13 protein-coding genes and 1 tRNA gene are annotated in these 16,256 nt (G+C 32.0%); 7 read left to right on the top strand and 7 right to left on the bottom strand.

Annotated elements, in window-relative coordinates:
• Window positions 1–71: 71 nt before the first annotated feature.
• The 4 genes from ychF to L3J35_09490 all read left to right on the top strand — a co-directional run bounded on the left by ychF (window position 72) and on the right by L3J35_09490 (window position 4,208).
• Window positions 72–1,169 (top strand): redox-regulated ATPase YchF, encoded by a 1,098-nt coding sequence (gene ychF / locus L3J35_09505; GenBank protein ID MCF6366421.1) that lies wholly within the window; start codon window positions 72–74, stop codon window positions 1,167–1,169.
• Window positions 1,170–1,252: 83 nt separating this feature from the next.
• On the top strand, window positions 1,253–2,203 hold the full coding sequence (locus tag L3J35_09500; GenBank protein MCF6366420.1) for a PKD domain-containing protein: 951 nt from the start codon (window positions 1,253–1,255) through the stop codon (window positions 2,201–2,203).
• Window positions 2,204–2,223: 20 nt separating this feature from the next.
• A complete protein-coding gene (locus tag L3J35_09495) occupies window positions 2,224–3,144 on the top strand; it encodes a leucine-rich repeat domain-containing protein (GenBank protein ID MCF6366419.1) in 921 nt (306 codons plus the stop codon).
• Window positions 3,145–3,248: 104 nt separating this feature from the next.
• Window positions 3,249–4,208 carry a SpoIIE family protein phosphatase gene (locus L3J35_09490; protein ID MCF6366418.1) on the top strand — a complete coding sequence of 320 codons (960 nt, stop codon included), beginning with the start codon at window positions 3,249–3,251 and terminating at the stop codon, window positions 4,206–4,208.
• Window positions 4,209–4,210: 2 nt separating this feature from the next.
• Here L3J35_09490 and L3J35_09485 read toward each other — a convergent pair whose 3' ends face one another.
• The 3 genes from L3J35_09485 to L3J35_09475 all read right to left on the bottom strand — a co-directional run bounded on the left by L3J35_09485 (window position 4,211) and on the right by L3J35_09475 (window position 7,555).
• On the bottom strand, window positions 4,211–4,936 hold the full coding sequence (locus L3J35_09485) for a thioredoxin domain-containing protein (GenBank protein ID MCF6366417.1): 726 nt from the start codon (window positions 4,934–4,936) through the stop codon (window positions 4,211–4,213).
• Between the two features lie 130 nt (window positions 4,937–5,066).
• On the bottom strand, window positions 5,067–5,726 hold the full coding sequence (locus L3J35_09480) for a LysE family translocator (GenBank protein MCF6366416.1): 660 nt from the start codon (window positions 5,724–5,726) through the stop codon (window positions 5,067–5,069).
• Window positions 5,727–5,773: 47 nt separating this feature from the next.
• Window positions 5,774–7,555, bottom strand: a complete 1,782-nt coding sequence (locus tag L3J35_09475; GenBank protein MCF6366415.1) for a lysophospholipid acyltransferase family protein — start codon at window positions 7,553–7,555, stop codon at window positions 5,774–5,776.
• A gap of 262 nt (window positions 7,556–7,817) precedes the next feature.
• Here L3J35_09475 and L3J35_09470 point away from each other — a divergent pair, with 262 nt between their 5' ends.
• On the top strand, window positions 7,818–8,756 hold the full coding sequence (locus L3J35_09470) for a hypothetical protein (protein ID MCF6366414.1): 939 nt from the start codon (window positions 7,818–7,820) through the stop codon (window positions 8,754–8,756).
• A gap of 287 nt (window positions 8,757–9,043) precedes the next feature.
• Here the strand turns inward: L3J35_09470 and L3J35_09465 are convergent, their stop codons facing one another.
• Genes L3J35_09465 through dut form a run of 3 tightly spaced genes read right to left on the bottom strand, consistent with a single transcriptional unit; the run spans window position 9,044 to window position 12,485 of the window.
• Window positions 9,044–11,365: a T9SS type A sorting domain-containing protein gene (locus L3J35_09465; GenBank protein MCF6366413.1), complete on the bottom strand. Its 2,322-nt coding sequence runs from the start codon at window positions 11,363–11,365 to the stop codon at window positions 9,044–9,046.
• A gap of 55 nt (window positions 11,366–11,420) precedes the next feature.
• On the bottom strand, window positions 11,421–11,996 hold the full coding sequence (locus L3J35_09460) for a non-canonical purine NTP diphosphatase (GenBank protein MCF6366412.1): 576 nt from the start codon (window positions 11,994–11,996) through the stop codon (window positions 11,421–11,423).
• Between the two features lie 57 nt (window positions 11,997–12,053).
• On the bottom strand, window positions 12,054–12,485 hold the full coding sequence (gene dut / locus L3J35_09455) for a dUTP diphosphatase (GenBank protein MCF6366411.1): 432 nt from the start codon (window positions 12,483–12,485) through the stop codon (window positions 12,054–12,056).
• A 104-nt stretch (window positions 12,486–12,589) separates the two neighbouring features.
• On the opposite strand from dut, the gene L3J35_09450 reads away from it, so the two are divergent.
• Window positions 12,590–14,287 (top strand): MFS transporter, encoded by a 1,698-nt coding sequence (locus tag L3J35_09450; GenBank protein ID MCF6366410.1) that lies wholly within the window; start codon window positions 12,590–12,592, stop codon window positions 14,285–14,287.
• Between the two features lie 63 nt (window positions 14,288–14,350).
• Window positions 14,351–14,425 (top strand) — tRNA-Val (locus tag L3J35_09445).
• A gap of 373 nt (window positions 14,426–14,798) precedes the next feature.
• On the opposite strand, the gene aspA is transcribed toward L3J35_09445, so the two are convergent.
• Entirely contained in the window at window positions 14,799–16,250 is a 1,452-nt protein-coding gene (gene aspA / locus L3J35_09440; protein ID MCF6366409.1) for an aspartate ammonia-lyase, read from the bottom strand.
• Window positions 16,251–16,256: the final 6 nt, after the last annotated feature.

Here is a 16,256-nt window from a genome sequence, read left to right as displayed (position 1 = left end):
TATAAGAAATAAGATTGTTTTAATATTTTTATGTTTATTTTTGCATTTTAATTTTAAAACAGACTTTGAAGATGGCACTAAAATGCGGTATTGTAGGATTAACAAACATAGGTAAAACAACAATTTTTAATTGCTTTTCCGAAACAAAAGCAGAAGTTACAAATTATAGTTTCAGTACGGATAAATCAAACCTCGGAACCGTAAAAGTTCCTGATAACAGATTAAATGAGTTGGAAAAATGCCAAACTACCGAAAAAATAATCCCTACGGTTGTTGATATTATTGATGTTCCCGGTATTGCAAAAGGTGCCGGTGAAGGCGAGGGGACTGGCAATAAGTTTCTTGGAGATATAAGAAATACAGATGCTTTAATACATGTTTTACGTTGTTTTGATGATGAAAACTTGCAACATGTTGAAGGTTCTGTTAATCCTGTTCGAGATATGGAACTTTTAAATTTTGAATTACAAGTTAAAGATTTAGAATCTGTTGAAAAGAAAATAATTCGTCTTGAAAAAATATCAAAATCAAATGATAAAGATGCAAAAAAAGGCTTAGAGGTTTTAAAAATTTATAAAGAACATTTAGAAAACTTTAACCCTGCAATTTCGGCTCCAGTTAAAGAAGAAGATAAAAAACACGTGAAAGATTTAAATCTCCTGACTATCAAACCCGTAATGTATGTCTGTAATGTTGATGAAGAATCTGCTATAAACGGAAACAATTATACAGAGGCTGTTTTAGAATCTTTGAAAGATGAAGATACACAAGTTTTAATTATTGCAGCAGCACTGGAAGCTGATATTTCAGAACTGGAATCAAAAGAAGAGCGTAAAGAATTTTTAGAAGATGCCGGGCTGGTCGAGCCCGGAGTTGATAAATTAATTCGTGCAGCTTATGACTTATTAAATCTTCAAACATTTTTTACCGTAGGACCCAAAGAAATTCATGCGTGGACATTAAAAAAAGGAATGACGGCTCCGGAAGCTGCCGGTGTTATTCACAGCGACCTTCAAAAAGGTTTTATCAGAGCAGAAGTAATGCATTATGCAGATTTTGTTGAGTTGGGTTCTGAGCAAAAATGTAAAGAAAAAGGCAAGTTCTACATTGAAGGGAAAAATTATATTGTAGAAGACGGTGATATACTGAATATTAGATTTAATGTTTAAAAAGATTCGCTAAAAAAAGGTTTCAAAATACAGACTTGGTTCTTTTTTTGTATATTTACACTGTAAATTAAAAACCTTACAAAATGAAAACAAACGTACAAACTAAGCTTGCCGGCTTATTAATAGCGGTATCTGCTATTTTTTTCTCAATTTTTTTATCAAACTGTAAAGGACATGTTGAAATCTTTGGTATTACTGACAGTATTACTAATTGTTCTCCTCCCTATGTAGTATATTTTTATCCGGATGCAGAACACAGGAGAAAAGACTTAGAATATACTTGGGATTTCGGTGACGGAACACAATCTCACGATCAGGAAGCTGTTCATATTTATCAGGAACACGGGTTATATGATGTAACATTGTCTATCAAACAAAATAAATCTTTTGATTCTAAAACAATTCCGTTATATCTTACGATTGACTCAACTGCCCCTGAAGCAAAATGGGACTATTTTCTTAATACAGATTCACTATGGGCTCCGTCAAAAGTATATTATTTAAATGATTCAGAACATGCAACCGATTTCTATTGGGAGTTCGGTGACGGAGACACATCACACATGAAAGTCCCTGATTTTCACATATTTGATACACCGGGAACTTTTGCTACTACACTTAATGCAGTTTGCGGAGGAGATACTTCGAAATTCTCACGAGACATGATAATTAAAAATTCTCCCAATGTTATGTGGGTAAATGAAGTTACTGTTTGGATGCCGAGTGCGGAAATCGGAAGTGACTTAAAATTAGAAGTTTGGTACGACGGACACAGAGATTTTGAATCCGGTTGGGTTACGGGTGTTGCATCTTATCCGATAACATTTAATATTGAAACAGTATTATTCCTTTTCGACGGTATTTATGACAGACGTAAACTGGAGTTCATTGTTTTCTTAAACGGAGACCCGACACCTGAAATTATTTTTGATGTAGAGGCAAGGGATTTGCAAAGTGATTTTTACCCGATGTTATTATCTTTTGATGACGGGTACGGCAGAGCATTAGAATCTACGGTAGGATACAGAAATTAAAACTATAAAAACATAAAACCATGAAAAAATTAAAAACCCATTTTTTTTCAGTCCTGTTTATATTAGGTCTGTTTAACGCTGTTTCAGCACAATCAACAGATGGAGATTGGTGGAATTCTTTATCTCCTGCATGGAAAAAAGTAATTCAAAAACAGCATTTTAAAGGAAAAGATGTAAATCCTACAGAGGAACAGTTACAAGAAATAGGTAAAATGGTATTCCTTGATATTGAAGATAATAAAGATATTAAAAGTCTTCGCCCTGCTTCGGCATTACTGCTTTTGGAAGTTATAAAAGCAAAAAACAGCGGGTTAGAAAGCCTTGACGGAATAGACGGGTTAATAAATTTAAAGGAAATTGACTGCTCAGATAATGATAATATTAATTCATTGATTCCGCTTTCGTCTCTTAATAATTTGGAAAAGATTAACTGCGGAAACACAATGGTAAAAAGCTTAGTTCCTCTCAGGTATCTTGAAAAATTAATCAGATTAGACCTTCATTATACAACAATTGTTGATTTAAGAATACTAAAAGATTTAAAAAATTTAAATGAATTAGATGTGTCAGAAAATATTTCACTTTATACTTTAGACGGTGTAAATTATATGCACGATTTAAGGTTCTTGAATTGCAGCAAATCGAATATTGACGATTTATCTCCTCTTTCTAAGCTTAAAAACCTTGAAAGATTAGATTGTTCAAATACAAAGGTTTATTCGTTGAGACCGATACAATTAGTTAAAACATTGCAAGATATTGATTGTTCCGATACTGATATTAAACCTAAAAGTTTAGATTACTTGTTAGGACATTCTAATTTAACTATGCTGAGAGCAAAAAATATTGAAATAACAGATGCCGAAATAAGGGTTTTTGAAAAGCTTATTCAAAAAAGAAATCCGGAAGCAACTATTATTATTCTGCCTAAAAGCAAATAATTATTTCAAATAAAACAATATTGAACCGATAAAAGTTATTTTATCGGTTTTTTTATGATATTTATAACGAATATTTGTATATTGTAATTTAAAAAGTATTTACTATGAAACAATCAGAAATAAAATTAAAAGAGGCATTGGCAAATGCAGAAATGAAAAAAAATAAAACTCTTATACAACTTTATTTAAAATCATTAGCCGATTTTTATGAGGATAAAGCAAATTATAAAGAAGCATTAAACTATTATAAGAAACTTCATAAATTTGAATTAGACTTTGCAAACAGGGAACTGGAAGAAAGAAAAAAAGATTTATTAGACAGTATCAGGTATGCTTACCGTATTCAAACAGCAATTGCACCGCCTAAATACTTAGTTGACAAACTGCTTCCTAAACATTTTATTTTATATATGCCTAAAGATGTAGTAAGCGGAGATTTTTATTTTGTTTCTGAATTTAAAAATAAAGTGCTATTTGCTGCCGTTGATTGTACCGGACACGGAGTTCCCGGAGCACTTATGTCTGTAATAGGTTTTAACGGGCTTATTCAAGGTGTCGGGAAAGACAGCGTAAATACTCCGGGAGAAATTTTATCTTTCCTTGATGAATATGTTAATGATGTATTAAGACAAACACATGACGAAAGCGGAGTTAAAGACAGCATGGATTTGGCTGTTTGCACAGTTGATTTTGAAAAAAAAGAAGTTATGTATGCAGGAGCTTACAATCCGATGTATTATGTGAAAAACGGAGAACTTATTGAAATAAAAGCCGACAAATTACCCATAGGAGTTAATGTTGACGGTGTTGTAGATATTTTTACAGACCATATTGTTCAGCTTGACGAAGGCGATACTGTTTATATTTTCTCTGACGGATATGCCGATCAATTCGGAGGGCCGAGAAATAAAAAGTTTAAATATACTCAATTAAAGGATGTAATTATGTCCGTTCAAAGTAAACCTATGAAAGAACAGGGAGAAATTTTAAAAAACAAACTTATTGAATGGCAAGGAAATGAAGACCAAATAGATGACATTTTGATTATGGGTGTGCAAATGTAAATTTATTTTTTAAATTCGTTAACTAATTCTTCTCGGGTTGCAAAACCGCTTTTTTCAAAAAGCAATTTGTTACTTTTATAAAGAACAAGGTAAGGAACTCCTATAAGTTTTAATTCTTTTACTAGTTTTTTACTTACATCAGAATTAACTTTTACAATTTTCACTTTTCCGTGGTATTCAGTTTTAAGGCTGTCAATCATAGGCATCATTTTTCGGCAAGGACCGCACCACGGTGCATAAAAATCAATAAAAACAAGTGTGTCGGAAGCAATAAGCTTTTTAAAATCATCAACACTCATTGCGTTTTCTTTATTCAGAAGCGATTTATCTCCCTCAACAACAGGCAGTTCTTTTAAATTCCATTCCATAATACCATGTTCAAGATTATAAACATTTTTATAACCGCTTTTAATAAGAATTTCCCCGGCTCTTTGGCTGCGGTATCCTGTGTTGCAGTATAAATATATTGGTTGGTTTTTCGGCAGAAGTAATAATTTTTTCTTAAAATCGAGAGCATAATAATTCAGTTGCCCTGCATTTTCAATATGTTCTGCACTATATTCCGAGTTTGTACGAACATCAATAAAAGTTGCATTTTTGTTTTTAATCAGTTCTTTAAATTCACTTGAATTTACCTGGGTAACTCCGTTTTTTTCATTAATCTTTTGTGCATTAACATCAAATAAAATATATATTAAAAAAAACGGGATAAAAATATATTTAATCATTATTTTATTTTTTACGGGTTGTTTTCATTATAAGTCGTAAAAAAGTGAGAACCTGACATTTTTTATAATTCTGAATTATAATTATCTAAAATACTTTTGTGAAAGCTGATTATGTAAAGCCACTTAACACTTATTTTTGAAACTGCGTTCCTAAATCGGAAGTTTCAGGAATAAAAGCACTTATAATTAATAAAACGGCAAAGAGTACAATTAAAACTCCTGTTATTCTGTTAATCCAAAGAAGATTGCGTAAACGAATTTTATTTTTAAAAATAGTTGTAATTGCGGTAAGGGCAATCCACCAAAATGCAGCACCGCTGAAAACAGTAATTATCAGAATAAAAACAGAAAAGGTACCGCTTTCTTTATCTACCATATTGAAACTTGCAAAAATAGCACCGAAAGCAAGTATTGTCAACGGGTTTGAAACAGTTACAAGAAAACTTGTGAAGAAATCTTTATAGTAATTGTTTCCTTTTGTTCTTAGTTTCCTAATTTGTTTTGCAGGGTTAGATATAAATATCCTGTATCCTATCAGAATTAGAAACAAGCCGCCTATTATTCTTATATAAGTTTGGTTTTCAATTAAAAAATCTGATATAAAAGTTATACTGAAACCTGCAATAACAGCATATACAATATCTGCAGAAGCTGCACCGATGCCTGTAATAAAGCCCGATTTAAATCCTTTGTTAAGAGAGCGTTGTATGGCCAGCACGGCAACCGGTCCTACCGGAATAGAAACTAAAATGCCTATGGCAACTCCTTTTATAATAAATGTAATATCCAAATGATTTTTTATAAGAAACTTACAAAAGAATTAAAAATTATTGACTTTTAAAAATTAAATCTTTCAAGAATAGAGTCGTCTTCAAATTCTTTTGATAATGATTGAAGTGTGCTTAAGGGCACATCAAAAATGTCAAGAATCATTAAACCGTCAACACAATTGTTAAATTTAGGGTCAACATTAAATCCTAATAGCTTGGCACTTAGTTGAATATATTTCTTAAACAATATGGGTGTACTGTATCCGGGTTCAATATCTTGTATAAATTTATCTAGTTTTTTCACATCACTTCCCGTATTTTTGATGAACACTTCATTATCAAAATTAGGATTTTGTTTAACTTTAAATTGTTTTCTGGGAACAATATATTTTGCTAAATCATTATCAAAATAATTTGCCTTGAAAAAATCAACAATTAAGCTTTGAGAAAATTTTGTAAAATCATTGCTTATGCTGGCAGGACCAATTAGGTATCTGTATTGTCTATTTTTTAACAGGAAGTATAAAATTCCTTTCCAAAGCAAAAATAAAGATAAAGGTTTTCGTTGATACTCTTTAATAATGAATGAACGCCCCAATTCTAAGGATTCTTCAAGTATAGGATGAAATTCTTTTTTAATATTAAAAAGAGATTGAATATAAAACCCTTTCGGTCCGAATTGTTGCATAATTTCATCTCCCCTTCCGGCTCTGTATGCTCCTGCTATTTTGTTGTTTTTGTTATCCCAAATAATCAGTTGATTAAAATATAAATCAAATTCGTCAAGATCTAAGCTTCTGTTTGTTCCTTCTCCTATCTCTCTGAACGTAACTTCTCGCAATCTGCCTACCTCTGTCAGTAAATTTGGTGTTTCGACTGACGGGCCGCATAAAACACTATATTCATTACTGTCAAATAAGAAATAATCTTTTTTTAGCATTTCAATTTCCGGAAGTAATTTGCTTACAGGTATAGGGTCAATTATTTTCTCAACCTTTTTGCTCCGAGCAATAAACTTAGGTCTGAAAAATTTTTTAACCATCAAAGGCGTTCCCAGAGCATACGTTTTGGCTCTTAAAAATCTTGAAAAAATTTCAGTTTCTTTGAATTCGTGTTGTTCTTTTACTGAAATAGGTTTTCCTATCCTGACATAAATCTTTTTTCTTTTTTTATTGAAAAACTCTTTCGATAATCTTACCGACTGAAAAGCAGGGTTAATACTCCTTAATAAATGAAAAATCCAGCTGTTTTTCCCTTTAAAATAAACAGGAACAACCGGAACATCTGCAATTTTTACAAGCTTAATAAGAGAATTTTTCCATTTTTTATCGCTTATATTGTGTAACGAGTGAACTTTTGAAATTTCTGCAGCTGGGAAAATACCCACGGCATTTCCTTCTTCGAGATGTTTAAGTGTTCTTTTTAATGTGGTGAAATTGAACTTGTTAGCAATTCCTTTTTGTTCGCTTATAGGAATTGAAAAATTATTTAAAGGTTCTATATTATGGAGCAAATAGTCTGCAAGCAACTTGAAATCAGGTCTTTTTTCTAATATTATTTTTAATAACAAAAGTCCGTCAATTCCTCCGAAAGGCTGGTTAGATACTGTGATAAAAGGACCTTTCTCCGGAATTCTGTCAAGGTCGCTTTCTTCAACTTCATATTGAATTCCTAATGAATCCAGCACTGAATCTATAAATTCAATACCGTCTTTATCAAAGTTAGCTGAATAAATTTTATTTAGTTTGTTATAACTTTTTAGTTGCAGAATAAATTTTGCAACTACATCATTATTAATCCTTTCAGCATATTTGGGGTTTATAAAATCTTCGCCTTTTAATCTTTCCATTTATGAGTTTTGTCTATAATTTAACCATATTCTACTATTTACAAATATAAAATAAAAGTCGGTTATTTAATCAATTTTTTGTTAAAATAGCTTTATTTTGTGTTAAAATGTCTTGTTTTCAGTAAACTAAATTAATCGCAGAATTGTTTGTAGCGACAGGATGTAATGTTTTTTGAAAAAATGAAGCAAGGTTTGATAATGAATTTCTGAAAAAAATTATAATTTTGAGATAAGAATTGGAATATTCATTTAAAAAGATGTTATGAAATTAACAATTTACAGATTTACTTTTTTGATGTTTTTTGTGGGTTTTCTTTCATGCAAAAGTAATATTGAAATTAACAGACAAGACGATGCCGTTAAATTAGAGATTGATTTATCCGGAAGTATTCAAAATCCGGCTTTTTCGCCCGACGGCAAAACAATTGTTTTTACTAATTTCCGGAAAGGTTACAACAAGCCCCCTTCCGATTTATATACATATAATCTTGAAACTAACGAGTTAAAAGAACTTATTGTTGACGGAAGCAGTAATGTAAATTTGCCCGGCGAGTGTTGGAACAGTTCAAGTAATTCTATTGTTTTCTCATCCGACAGAGAACCGCATGATGAAATTTTTTATATTCGGGAAAACGGCATAACAGGGAATGAAATTCGTATAACTAACAGGCAAGACAGCGTTGCCTATGAACCTACTTTTTCGCCTGACGGAAAATGGGTTGTTTTTGAAAGTCATAAATTAGACGAAGAAAGTAACGGGGTAATCATGAAATATAAACTTGACGGAACTTCAGGATATATTAATTTAACGCCTTTAGGAAAAGATTGCAAGCAACCTAACTGGTCACCGAAAGGTGATAAGATTTTGTATCAAAAAGAAGAAAATAATCAATGGGATATTTGGATTATGAATACCGACGGTACAAATAAAACTAAAATAACAAATTTTGAAGGGAGCAAAACAGATGCTGTATTTACACTTGACGGTCAATACATTATATTTAGTTCCGATTACGGAGTGGAGTATGCAAATATTTATAAAGCACCAATAACGGGCGAAAGTCAAACACAACTTACAACTTACAAAGGTTACGACGGAGCACCCTCAATTTCACCCGACGGAAGTTTGCTGATATTTGAAACATCTGTCAAAGATCCTGACAAAAGTAAAGGAACAAGTCTTTGGATGTTAAAGTTATAAATAACAATAAAAAAATAAAAATGCTGAAAGCAATTGAAAAAACAGAAGTCGGTTCGTTAATATCTCTTTTTGAAGTTGCCAGAGTTGAATAATGGGTAAATGAAGCTGTTGAAATCGGAGGAAGATTATTATGCGGGGAAACCGCATTTCAAATACTTGCTATGAACCTACGGTGCTTTTAAACCTGCCGGAAGATGCAATAAAAATTGCAAACAGTTTAAATGTTCATTTTCATATTTTGATTTTCACAAAAGTATATTTTCACTGTTTTCAGCCAAATAATTTAATCAATTTAGAAATAATAATTTGGTAAGAAAAGTTTGACTTCCGTCATCATTTGTTGAATATACAAGATAAACTCCGGAACTTACTTTTCTTCCGTTAAAAGTTTGCCCGTTCCAAATTGCTTGTCCGCCGAGAGAATTTGTTTCAAAAACAACATTTCCGGAGATGTCGGTAAATTTTACATTTACATCGTCAGCCAAACCTGTTACGGTAATTAATCCTGAATAATCAGGTCTTACAGGATTCGGAAAAACATAAACATTCCCGAATGTTTCTCCGGCTTTTGTGGCATCACTTCGGTAAGACATCATTCCTTTATCGGTTAAGAAAAAAACTTCACCGGATTTATGGTTTATTGCAATATCATTAATTGAATTTGAAATTAAAGGGCTGTTATATTTATTAAAATTGTGAATTTCTTCTTTTCCGTTATCCGAAACCAAAAATACTCCTGAATTTTGTGTAGCAATCCACTTTCTGTCGGCTCCGTCCGTTTCAATGTCCGTAATAACATCGGTACTTAATAAATATTGCTCGGTAGTATCATTTCCGTATGATGTAAGTTGTATTCTGTCGGCATAAATACTTTCGGTAAATACATCATCAGGATTATAATAAATAACCACACCCTCGCCTGTTCCTACCCAAATATTCCCGCTTTTATCTTCTTCAACAGAAAAAATAGTATTTGAAACAGGCTCTCCTTCACTTGTAACCGGACTGAATAATTTATAGTCGTCATCATTTTTGTCAAGCGGAGTATTATTATCATTAAATGCAAGAATGCCTTTGCTTTCTCCTAAAACAACCCATTTTGTATTGTTTTGTGTTGTAATTATTTCTTCAGGGTAGTAGTTTGTTATGCTTCCGTTAAAATTGAAGCTTTGCCATTCATTATCTTTTGTTTTAACAGAAATAGGTTCTCCTGTATGTTGGTTAGCAACCCAAAGGTTGTTATTATTGTCGAAAGTTAAATCACTTATTCGTATAAACCCGTAATCATATCCGGAAATAGCTTGAAGAGAACTGTTTGTATTATTGTAGCTTTTTGTCCAAACATTATTGTCAAATTCAAAAATTCCGTAACCCCATGAACCTATGAAAACATTATCGGGATTATTCGGGTTAATTTCTATTGAAAAAAAGTTCATTGCAGTATCATTTGAAATGCCGTATGTTTCCCACATTTCATCTTTAAATATATTATAGACGGGAGCACGCCACCCGGTTGCTTTATTGTTTCCGTTTGTCGTAATCAATGTTCCGTTAAAGGTTTCCGCTTTTGCAGTGTAATTGTCTGACGGTCCGTCGGGAAGTGAAGATTCAAAATATCCGAAATTAGTTTGAACTAATCCGTGTAAATTGTCAGCAATAAATATATTCAAATTTTCATCGGTAATTCCGAACCTCATATCTGTCCATGTTGATACTCCGCTAATTAAAGGATACCAATCAACTGTTTTCACCAAATTAAATGAAGTGTCGTATATCTTCAGTAACCCTTTTTGTGTAATAACTATATTATTTTCAGTATTTGTAACAGATTTAATATTGTCAAAATTTTCATTAAAAATGTTCCAGTTATTATTGTTCAGAAAATATAAGGTGTCATTATCAGTTGCCGGGTTGATTTGATTGGCAAATAAATTTCCGTTAAAAGAATTTAAAATGTTGATTTTGTATTGGTAGTCAGGAATGTTTGTAACTAAATGCCAATTTCTGTAATCGGAAAGATTGCCTTCATTAATATCGGCATAATACAAACCTATGTCCGTTGCTGCATATAAATTGTTATTAAATAAACTGATATCGTTAATGTTTAAGTATGATGCGTTTTCTCCTATTATATATGTGTCAGAAAACTCTAATTTTTCGGTATTCAGAAGAACAATGCCGAAACCGCATGATAAATATGCCGTATTTCCTATAAATGTAATTTTATTAATAGTTTTACTGTGGCTTATTTGTTTTCTTTTAATGTCAGAAAGGTTATAGATTATGTTATCTTTTAGAATGTCAATATTTGAATTTTTGTAAGCAATTACTAAAGAGTTATTTGCCTTATTGAATGCAATTGTTTGAATTTCAGCGTCAGACAAGCCGTTAACTTTTGACAGTCGCTCGATGCTTCCATCTTCTTTATCGAAAGAAAACACGGCAAGTTCTCCTGCAACATATACTTTATCTCCGGCATCTGCAACGCACGAAGTTTTGCGATAAGAAAAATGTTCTCTCCATTCTCCTACTTTTACTTGAGAAAAGGAAACAGTATTTGTCACAAAAAAAATAACAGAAATCAAGATTAAACGAATAGAATATATCATAGGTTTTAGCAAATTGTGAATTAAATTTTAACGCAAAAACAGGATATTAAATTGTTTAAAAAGTTTTTAAAAATTCCGCAAGTTTATTTGTTGCAATTCCTCTATGGCTTATTTTGTTTTTTATTTCTGATGACAGTCCTGCAAAGGTTTTGTTGTAACCTTCGGGTAAAAAAATAGGGTCGTAACCAAACCCGGAGGTTCCTCTTTTTTCTTTAATGATTTTACCTTTTATAATACCTTCAAATTGAAATTCTTTACCGTTTATTATCAAAGAAATAACAGTTTTAAATCTTGCTTGTCTATCAGAAACATTATTTAACTCGCTGAGAACTTTATTTACATTATCTTCAAAAGAACAATTTTTTCCTGCATATCTTGCGGAATAAACACCCGGAGCTCCGTTCAGAGCATCTATTTCAAGTCCTGTATCATCTGCGAAACAATTTATTTTATATTTTCCATAAATATAATTTGCTTTTTGAGAAGCATTTCCTTCAATTGTATTTTGAGTTTCCGGAATTTCTTCAAAACATTTTATATCTTTTAAACTGAGGAGTTCAAGTTTGTTGTCAATTATCGTCTTAACCTCTTCAAGTTTATGTTTGTTATTTGTTGCAAAAACAAGTTTCATTTTTGTTCGGATAAATTTATTTATAAAATGATTTTACATGAAATTAAACTTCAAACTTTATTTTCCTGTATGCCCGAAACCGCCGGCACCTCTTTTTGTTTCATTTAAAATATCAACTTCAATAAGCTCTGCTTTTTCGTGTTTTGCAATAACCATTTGGCAAATTCTTTCTCCGTCTTGAATCGTAAAATCTTTATCAGATAAATTTACTAAAATTACTCCTATTTCTCCGCGATAATCTGCATCAATTGTTCCGGGAGAGTTTACGATACTCACTCCGTGTTTGTATGCTAAACCGCTTCTGGGGCGTATTTGTGCTTCGTAACCTTCCGGAAGTTCAATAAATAATCCGGTTTTTATTAAAGCTCTTTCGAGAGGTTTTAAAATTACAGGCTTAACAATATTTGCCCTTAAATCCATTCCTGCCGACAGAACTGTTTCATATTCGGGAAGTTGATGTTTTGATTTATTAACAATTTTTAGTTTCATCTTTTTAATGTATTTTTTATGCACCAAATATGAAAAAAAATTTTATAATTCGGTATGAATTTACGTTATTTGTTCTCTGATTTTTTAAAATAAAATTTTAAATAATGACTGATAAAATAAAACAATCATTGCGAGAATCAAAAGGAGCAAGGTGGACTGCCTTAATTCTTGCCTCATTATCAATTTTTGGTGCATACTATTTTAATTATGCTTTATCTTCCATTAAACCGATGCTTGAAAGTATCTTGGGTTGGAACAGTGAAGATTTCGGAACCTATACATCAGCTTATGCTTGGTTTAATGTGTTCTTATTTATGCTTATCTTTAGCGGTTTTATTCTTGATAAACTCGGCGTAAGAAAAACAGGTTTAGGAGCAACTATTATAATGTTTTTGGGTACAGCTTTGAACTATTGGGCTGTTAAACATCAATTTGCTGAAGGTGCGGTAATCAATATTCCTCTTCTCGGAGCTATGAAAACTCAAGTATTTCTTTCTTCTATGGGGTTTGCAATTTTTGGTGTAGGAACAGAAGCTATCGGAATTACAATTTCAAAAGCGGTTGTTAGATGGTTTAAAGGAAAGGAAATGGCATTAGCAATGGGTATGCAAATGTCTATTGCCAGGTTAGGGACATTACTTGCTCTTGCAATATCATTGCCTCTTGCAAAGAATTTTACTGTAACAGCTCCTATTTTATTTGCATTAATTGTAATGATAATGGGTGTTGTATCGTTTACTCTTTTCTCTATTTTAGATAAAAAACTTGATAAATCAGAAGAAAGTATAAAAGAAGAAGTTTCAGCTGATGATGAGTTTAAAGTTAAAGATATTTTATTAATAATAGGCAACAGAGGATTTTGGTATATTGCAATTTTATGTGTGTTGTTTTATTCGGCAGTATTCCCGTTTTTATTCTATGCAACTGATTTAATGATTAACAAATATAATGTAAGCCCTTATCTTGCGGGAACTATTCCGGCATTATTACCTTTCGGAACCTTGTTTTTAACTCCTTTATTCGGAGGGATATATGACAAGTATGGCAAGGGAGCAACAATTATGATTGTCGGATCATTAATATTAATTTTTGTTCACGGAATATTAGCAATCCCGGCTTTAACATTATGGTGGGTTGCTGCAGTAATGGTTATTATTCTTGGAATCGGATTTTCTCTTGTTCCTTCTGCAATGTGGCCTTCAGTTCCGAAAATTATTCCTGAAAAACAATTAGGTACTGCTTATGCCGTGATTTTTTGGATTCAAAATATTGGTTTGTTGTTTATTCCTTTGATTTTAGGGACTGTCTTAAACACTACAAATCCGGATGTTTCACCAAATAAAATTGTAGTAAAAGATGCAATTGAAAAAGCATTTAATGAAGTTCTCATCGGAGATAATTTCACAACAGAAGATATTGATAAAGCAGTTGAAAAAGCAACAGGAACAGCAGTAGATTCTATTGTTCAATATGCCGATTATGTTCCTGTGCCCATTAAAGATGTTGATACTGAAAGTGTTAAGAGTGAAATTTATCTTAGTATTTCTCAGGAAATAAACAGTGTTAATTTTTCTGATAAAAAAGAAAATATTTTGGATAATGTAATTCAAATAGGAAAAAGCAATGCGTTCAAAGTAATTGAAAAAGAAAAGTTAAATATAAGATATGATTATTTCTATGACATGTTAATATTTTTGGGACTTTCTATATTGGCACTCCTTTTTGCATTTATGTTAAAATATGAAGATAAACGAAAAGGCTATGGTTTGGAATTGCCGAATATTAAAAAAGAAGAAGTATAAAAATAAAATTAAAAACTGCTTGCGTAATTATGCCGGCAGTTTTTAATTTTATATTCTGAGAAAGATCCTTTAGCTCAGTTGGTTTAGAGCACTTGCTTGACAGGCAAGGGGTCGGCAGTTCAAATCTGCCAAGGATCACATTTAAAATGAGAACGTTACAAGTAAATATTTTTGTAACGTTTTTCTATTTGCATAGGATTTGCATAAAACACCTGTTCAAAATATCAAAAATTATTTTAGGGCTGTAACATTTTTTCAAAATCTGAATAATTAACTTGTTCAGCTTTTTTGAGTTGGTTCATTATTCTTTTGTACCTTTTGGTCGGCTTTCCGGTTACAGGGCAAGCAAAGTAATAACAATACCCTTTTTCTAAATTAGATTGTTGAATTTCTAAGGATACCTTAATAATTTTGTCGGTTTATCTCTGTATTTATAATCTTAAAAAATCTAAATGGTTTTTCAGGGACAACCATGCTGCAGAGGTTTAAAATCTTAATTTATTTTAAAGGTTTATTTAAGCTTATGAGGTGTAATCATATTTTCGGGGGAAAGAATTTTTTTAAGTTCCTCTTCTGAAAGCAAACCTCGTTCCAATGTTAAATCATAAACGCTTTTTCCTGTTTCCAATGCCTCTTTTGCAATTGAACTGCTGTTTTCATAACCGATAACAGGATTAAGAGCCGTAACAATTCCGATACTGTTTCTGACCATATTTTCAATATGTTCTTCGTTTGCCGTAATTCCTTCAATGGTTCTGTAACGAAGAACCGACATTCCGTTTTTCAGCATTTCGATAGATTCAAATAAACTTTGGACAATAACCGGCTCCATAACATTGAGTTCTAACTGACCTGCTTCGGCAGCCATCGTAACAGTTATATCATTACCTATAACTTTAAAAGCAATTTGATTTACTACTTCCGGAATTACAGGGTTTACTTTGCCCGGCATTATTGACGAACCGGGTTGAACGGCAGGTAAATTTATTTCGTTTAAACCTGCTCTCGGCCCGGAAGACAGTAGCCTTAAATCATTCATAATTTTTGATAATTTAATTGCCAAACGTTTTAATGCTGAGGAAAACATAACAAATCCTCCGGTATCTTGTGTTGCTTCAACTAAATTTTCTGCAAGTGTTATATCAAGGTCGGTAATTTCTCTCAAATATTTAATTACAATAGAACTGTATCTCGGGTCTGCATTGATGCCGGTTCCGATTGCAGTTGCTCCCATATTTACGTTCAGCATTAAATCTGCATTTCTTGTTATTCTTGTTATTTCTTCTTCTAAGGTTGTTGCGTAAGCACCGAATTCTTGGCCTAAAGTCATAGGCACGGCATCTTGAAGTTGGGTTCTGCCCATTTTTAGAATATGGTTAAATTCTTCGGATTTTTTCTTAAATGAATTAACTAACAGCTTCAACTCTTTATTAAGTTTAATACTGCTGTTTTTTAAAGCAATTTTTACAGATGTAGGATAGCTGTCATTTGTTGATTGTGAGAGATTTACGTGATTGTTGGGGTGAATAAATTTATACTCGCCTTTTTCTTTGCCCATATAAACTAAAGCCAAATTTGTAATAACTTCGTTAGCGTTCATATTTGTAGATGTTCCCGCACCTCCTTGAATCATATCAACTACAAATTCTTTATGATATTTTCCGTGAAGTAATTCATCACAGGCAAACACAATTGCTTCGGTTAAATCGTCAGGCAATAATCCTATTTCATTATTTGCTTTTGCCGCTGCTTTTTTAACCATTGCAAATGCAATAACAATGTCAGGGTAGAAACTGATGCTTATTCCTGAAATATTAAAATTTTCTCTTGCACGAAGTGTTTGAATTCCGTAATAATATTCATCAGGAACATTTCTGTAACCTAACAAATCATGTTCTTCTCGTGAATGTCCGGAAACATATTGAGCTCCGATATTAATAAGGCGAACCGTTGCATGGCTCATTCTTCT

This window comes from Bacteroidales bacterium (assembly GCA_021648725.1).
In the GTDB taxonomy this organism is placed as follows: Bacteria; Bacteroidota; Bacteroidia; order Bacteroidales; family JAADGE01; genus JAADGE01.
The sequence above is the reverse complement of the archived record's forward strand: the minus strand, read 5'-3'. Positions and strand labels throughout refer to the sequence as shown.

Bases quoted from the DNA above. Each gene is read 5' to 3' on its own strand.
- ychF (MCF6366421.1), top strand. From the start codon at position 72: ATGGCACTAAAATGCGGTATTGTAGGATTAACAAACATAGGTAAAACA.
- L3J35_09500 (MCF6366420.1), top strand. From the start codon at position 1,253: ATGAAAACAAACGTACAAACTAAGCTTGCCGGCTTATTAATAGCGGTA.
- L3J35_09495 (MCF6366419.1), top strand. From the start codon at position 2,224: ATGAAAAAATTAAAAACCCATTTTTTTTCAGTCCTGTTTATATTAGGT.
- L3J35_09490 (MCF6366418.1), top strand. From the start codon at position 3,249: ATGAAACAATCAGAAATAAAATTAAAAGAGGCATTGGCAAATGCAGAA.
- L3J35_09485 (MCF6366417.1), bottom strand. From the start codon at position 4,936: ATGATTAAATATATTTTTATCCCGTTTTTTTTAATATATATTTTATTT.
- L3J35_09475 (MCF6366415.1), bottom strand. From the start codon at position 7,555: ATGGAAAGATTAAAAGGCGAAGATTTTATAAACCCCAAATATGCTGAA.
- L3J35_09470 (MCF6366414.1), top strand. From the start codon at position 7,818: ATGAAATTAACAATTTACAGATTTACTTTTTTGATGTTTTTTGTGGGT.
- L3J35_09465 (MCF6366413.1), bottom strand. From the start codon at position 11,365: ATGATATATTCTATTCGTTTAATCTTGATTTCTGTTATTTTTTTTGTG.
- L3J35_09460 (MCF6366412.1), bottom strand. From the start codon at position 11,996: ATGAAACTTGTTTTTGCAACAAATAACAAACATAAACTTGAAGAGGTT.
- dut (MCF6366411.1), bottom strand. From the start codon at position 12,485: ATGAAACTAAAAATTGTTAATAAATCAAAACATCAACTTCCCGAATAT.
- L3J35_09450 (MCF6366410.1), top strand. From the start codon at position 12,590: ATGACTGATAAAATAAAACAATCATTGCGAGAATCAAAAGGAGCAAGG.
- aspA (MCF6366409.1), bottom strand. From the start codon at position 16,250: ATGAGCCATGCAACGGTTCGCCTTATTAATATCGGAGCTCAATATGTT.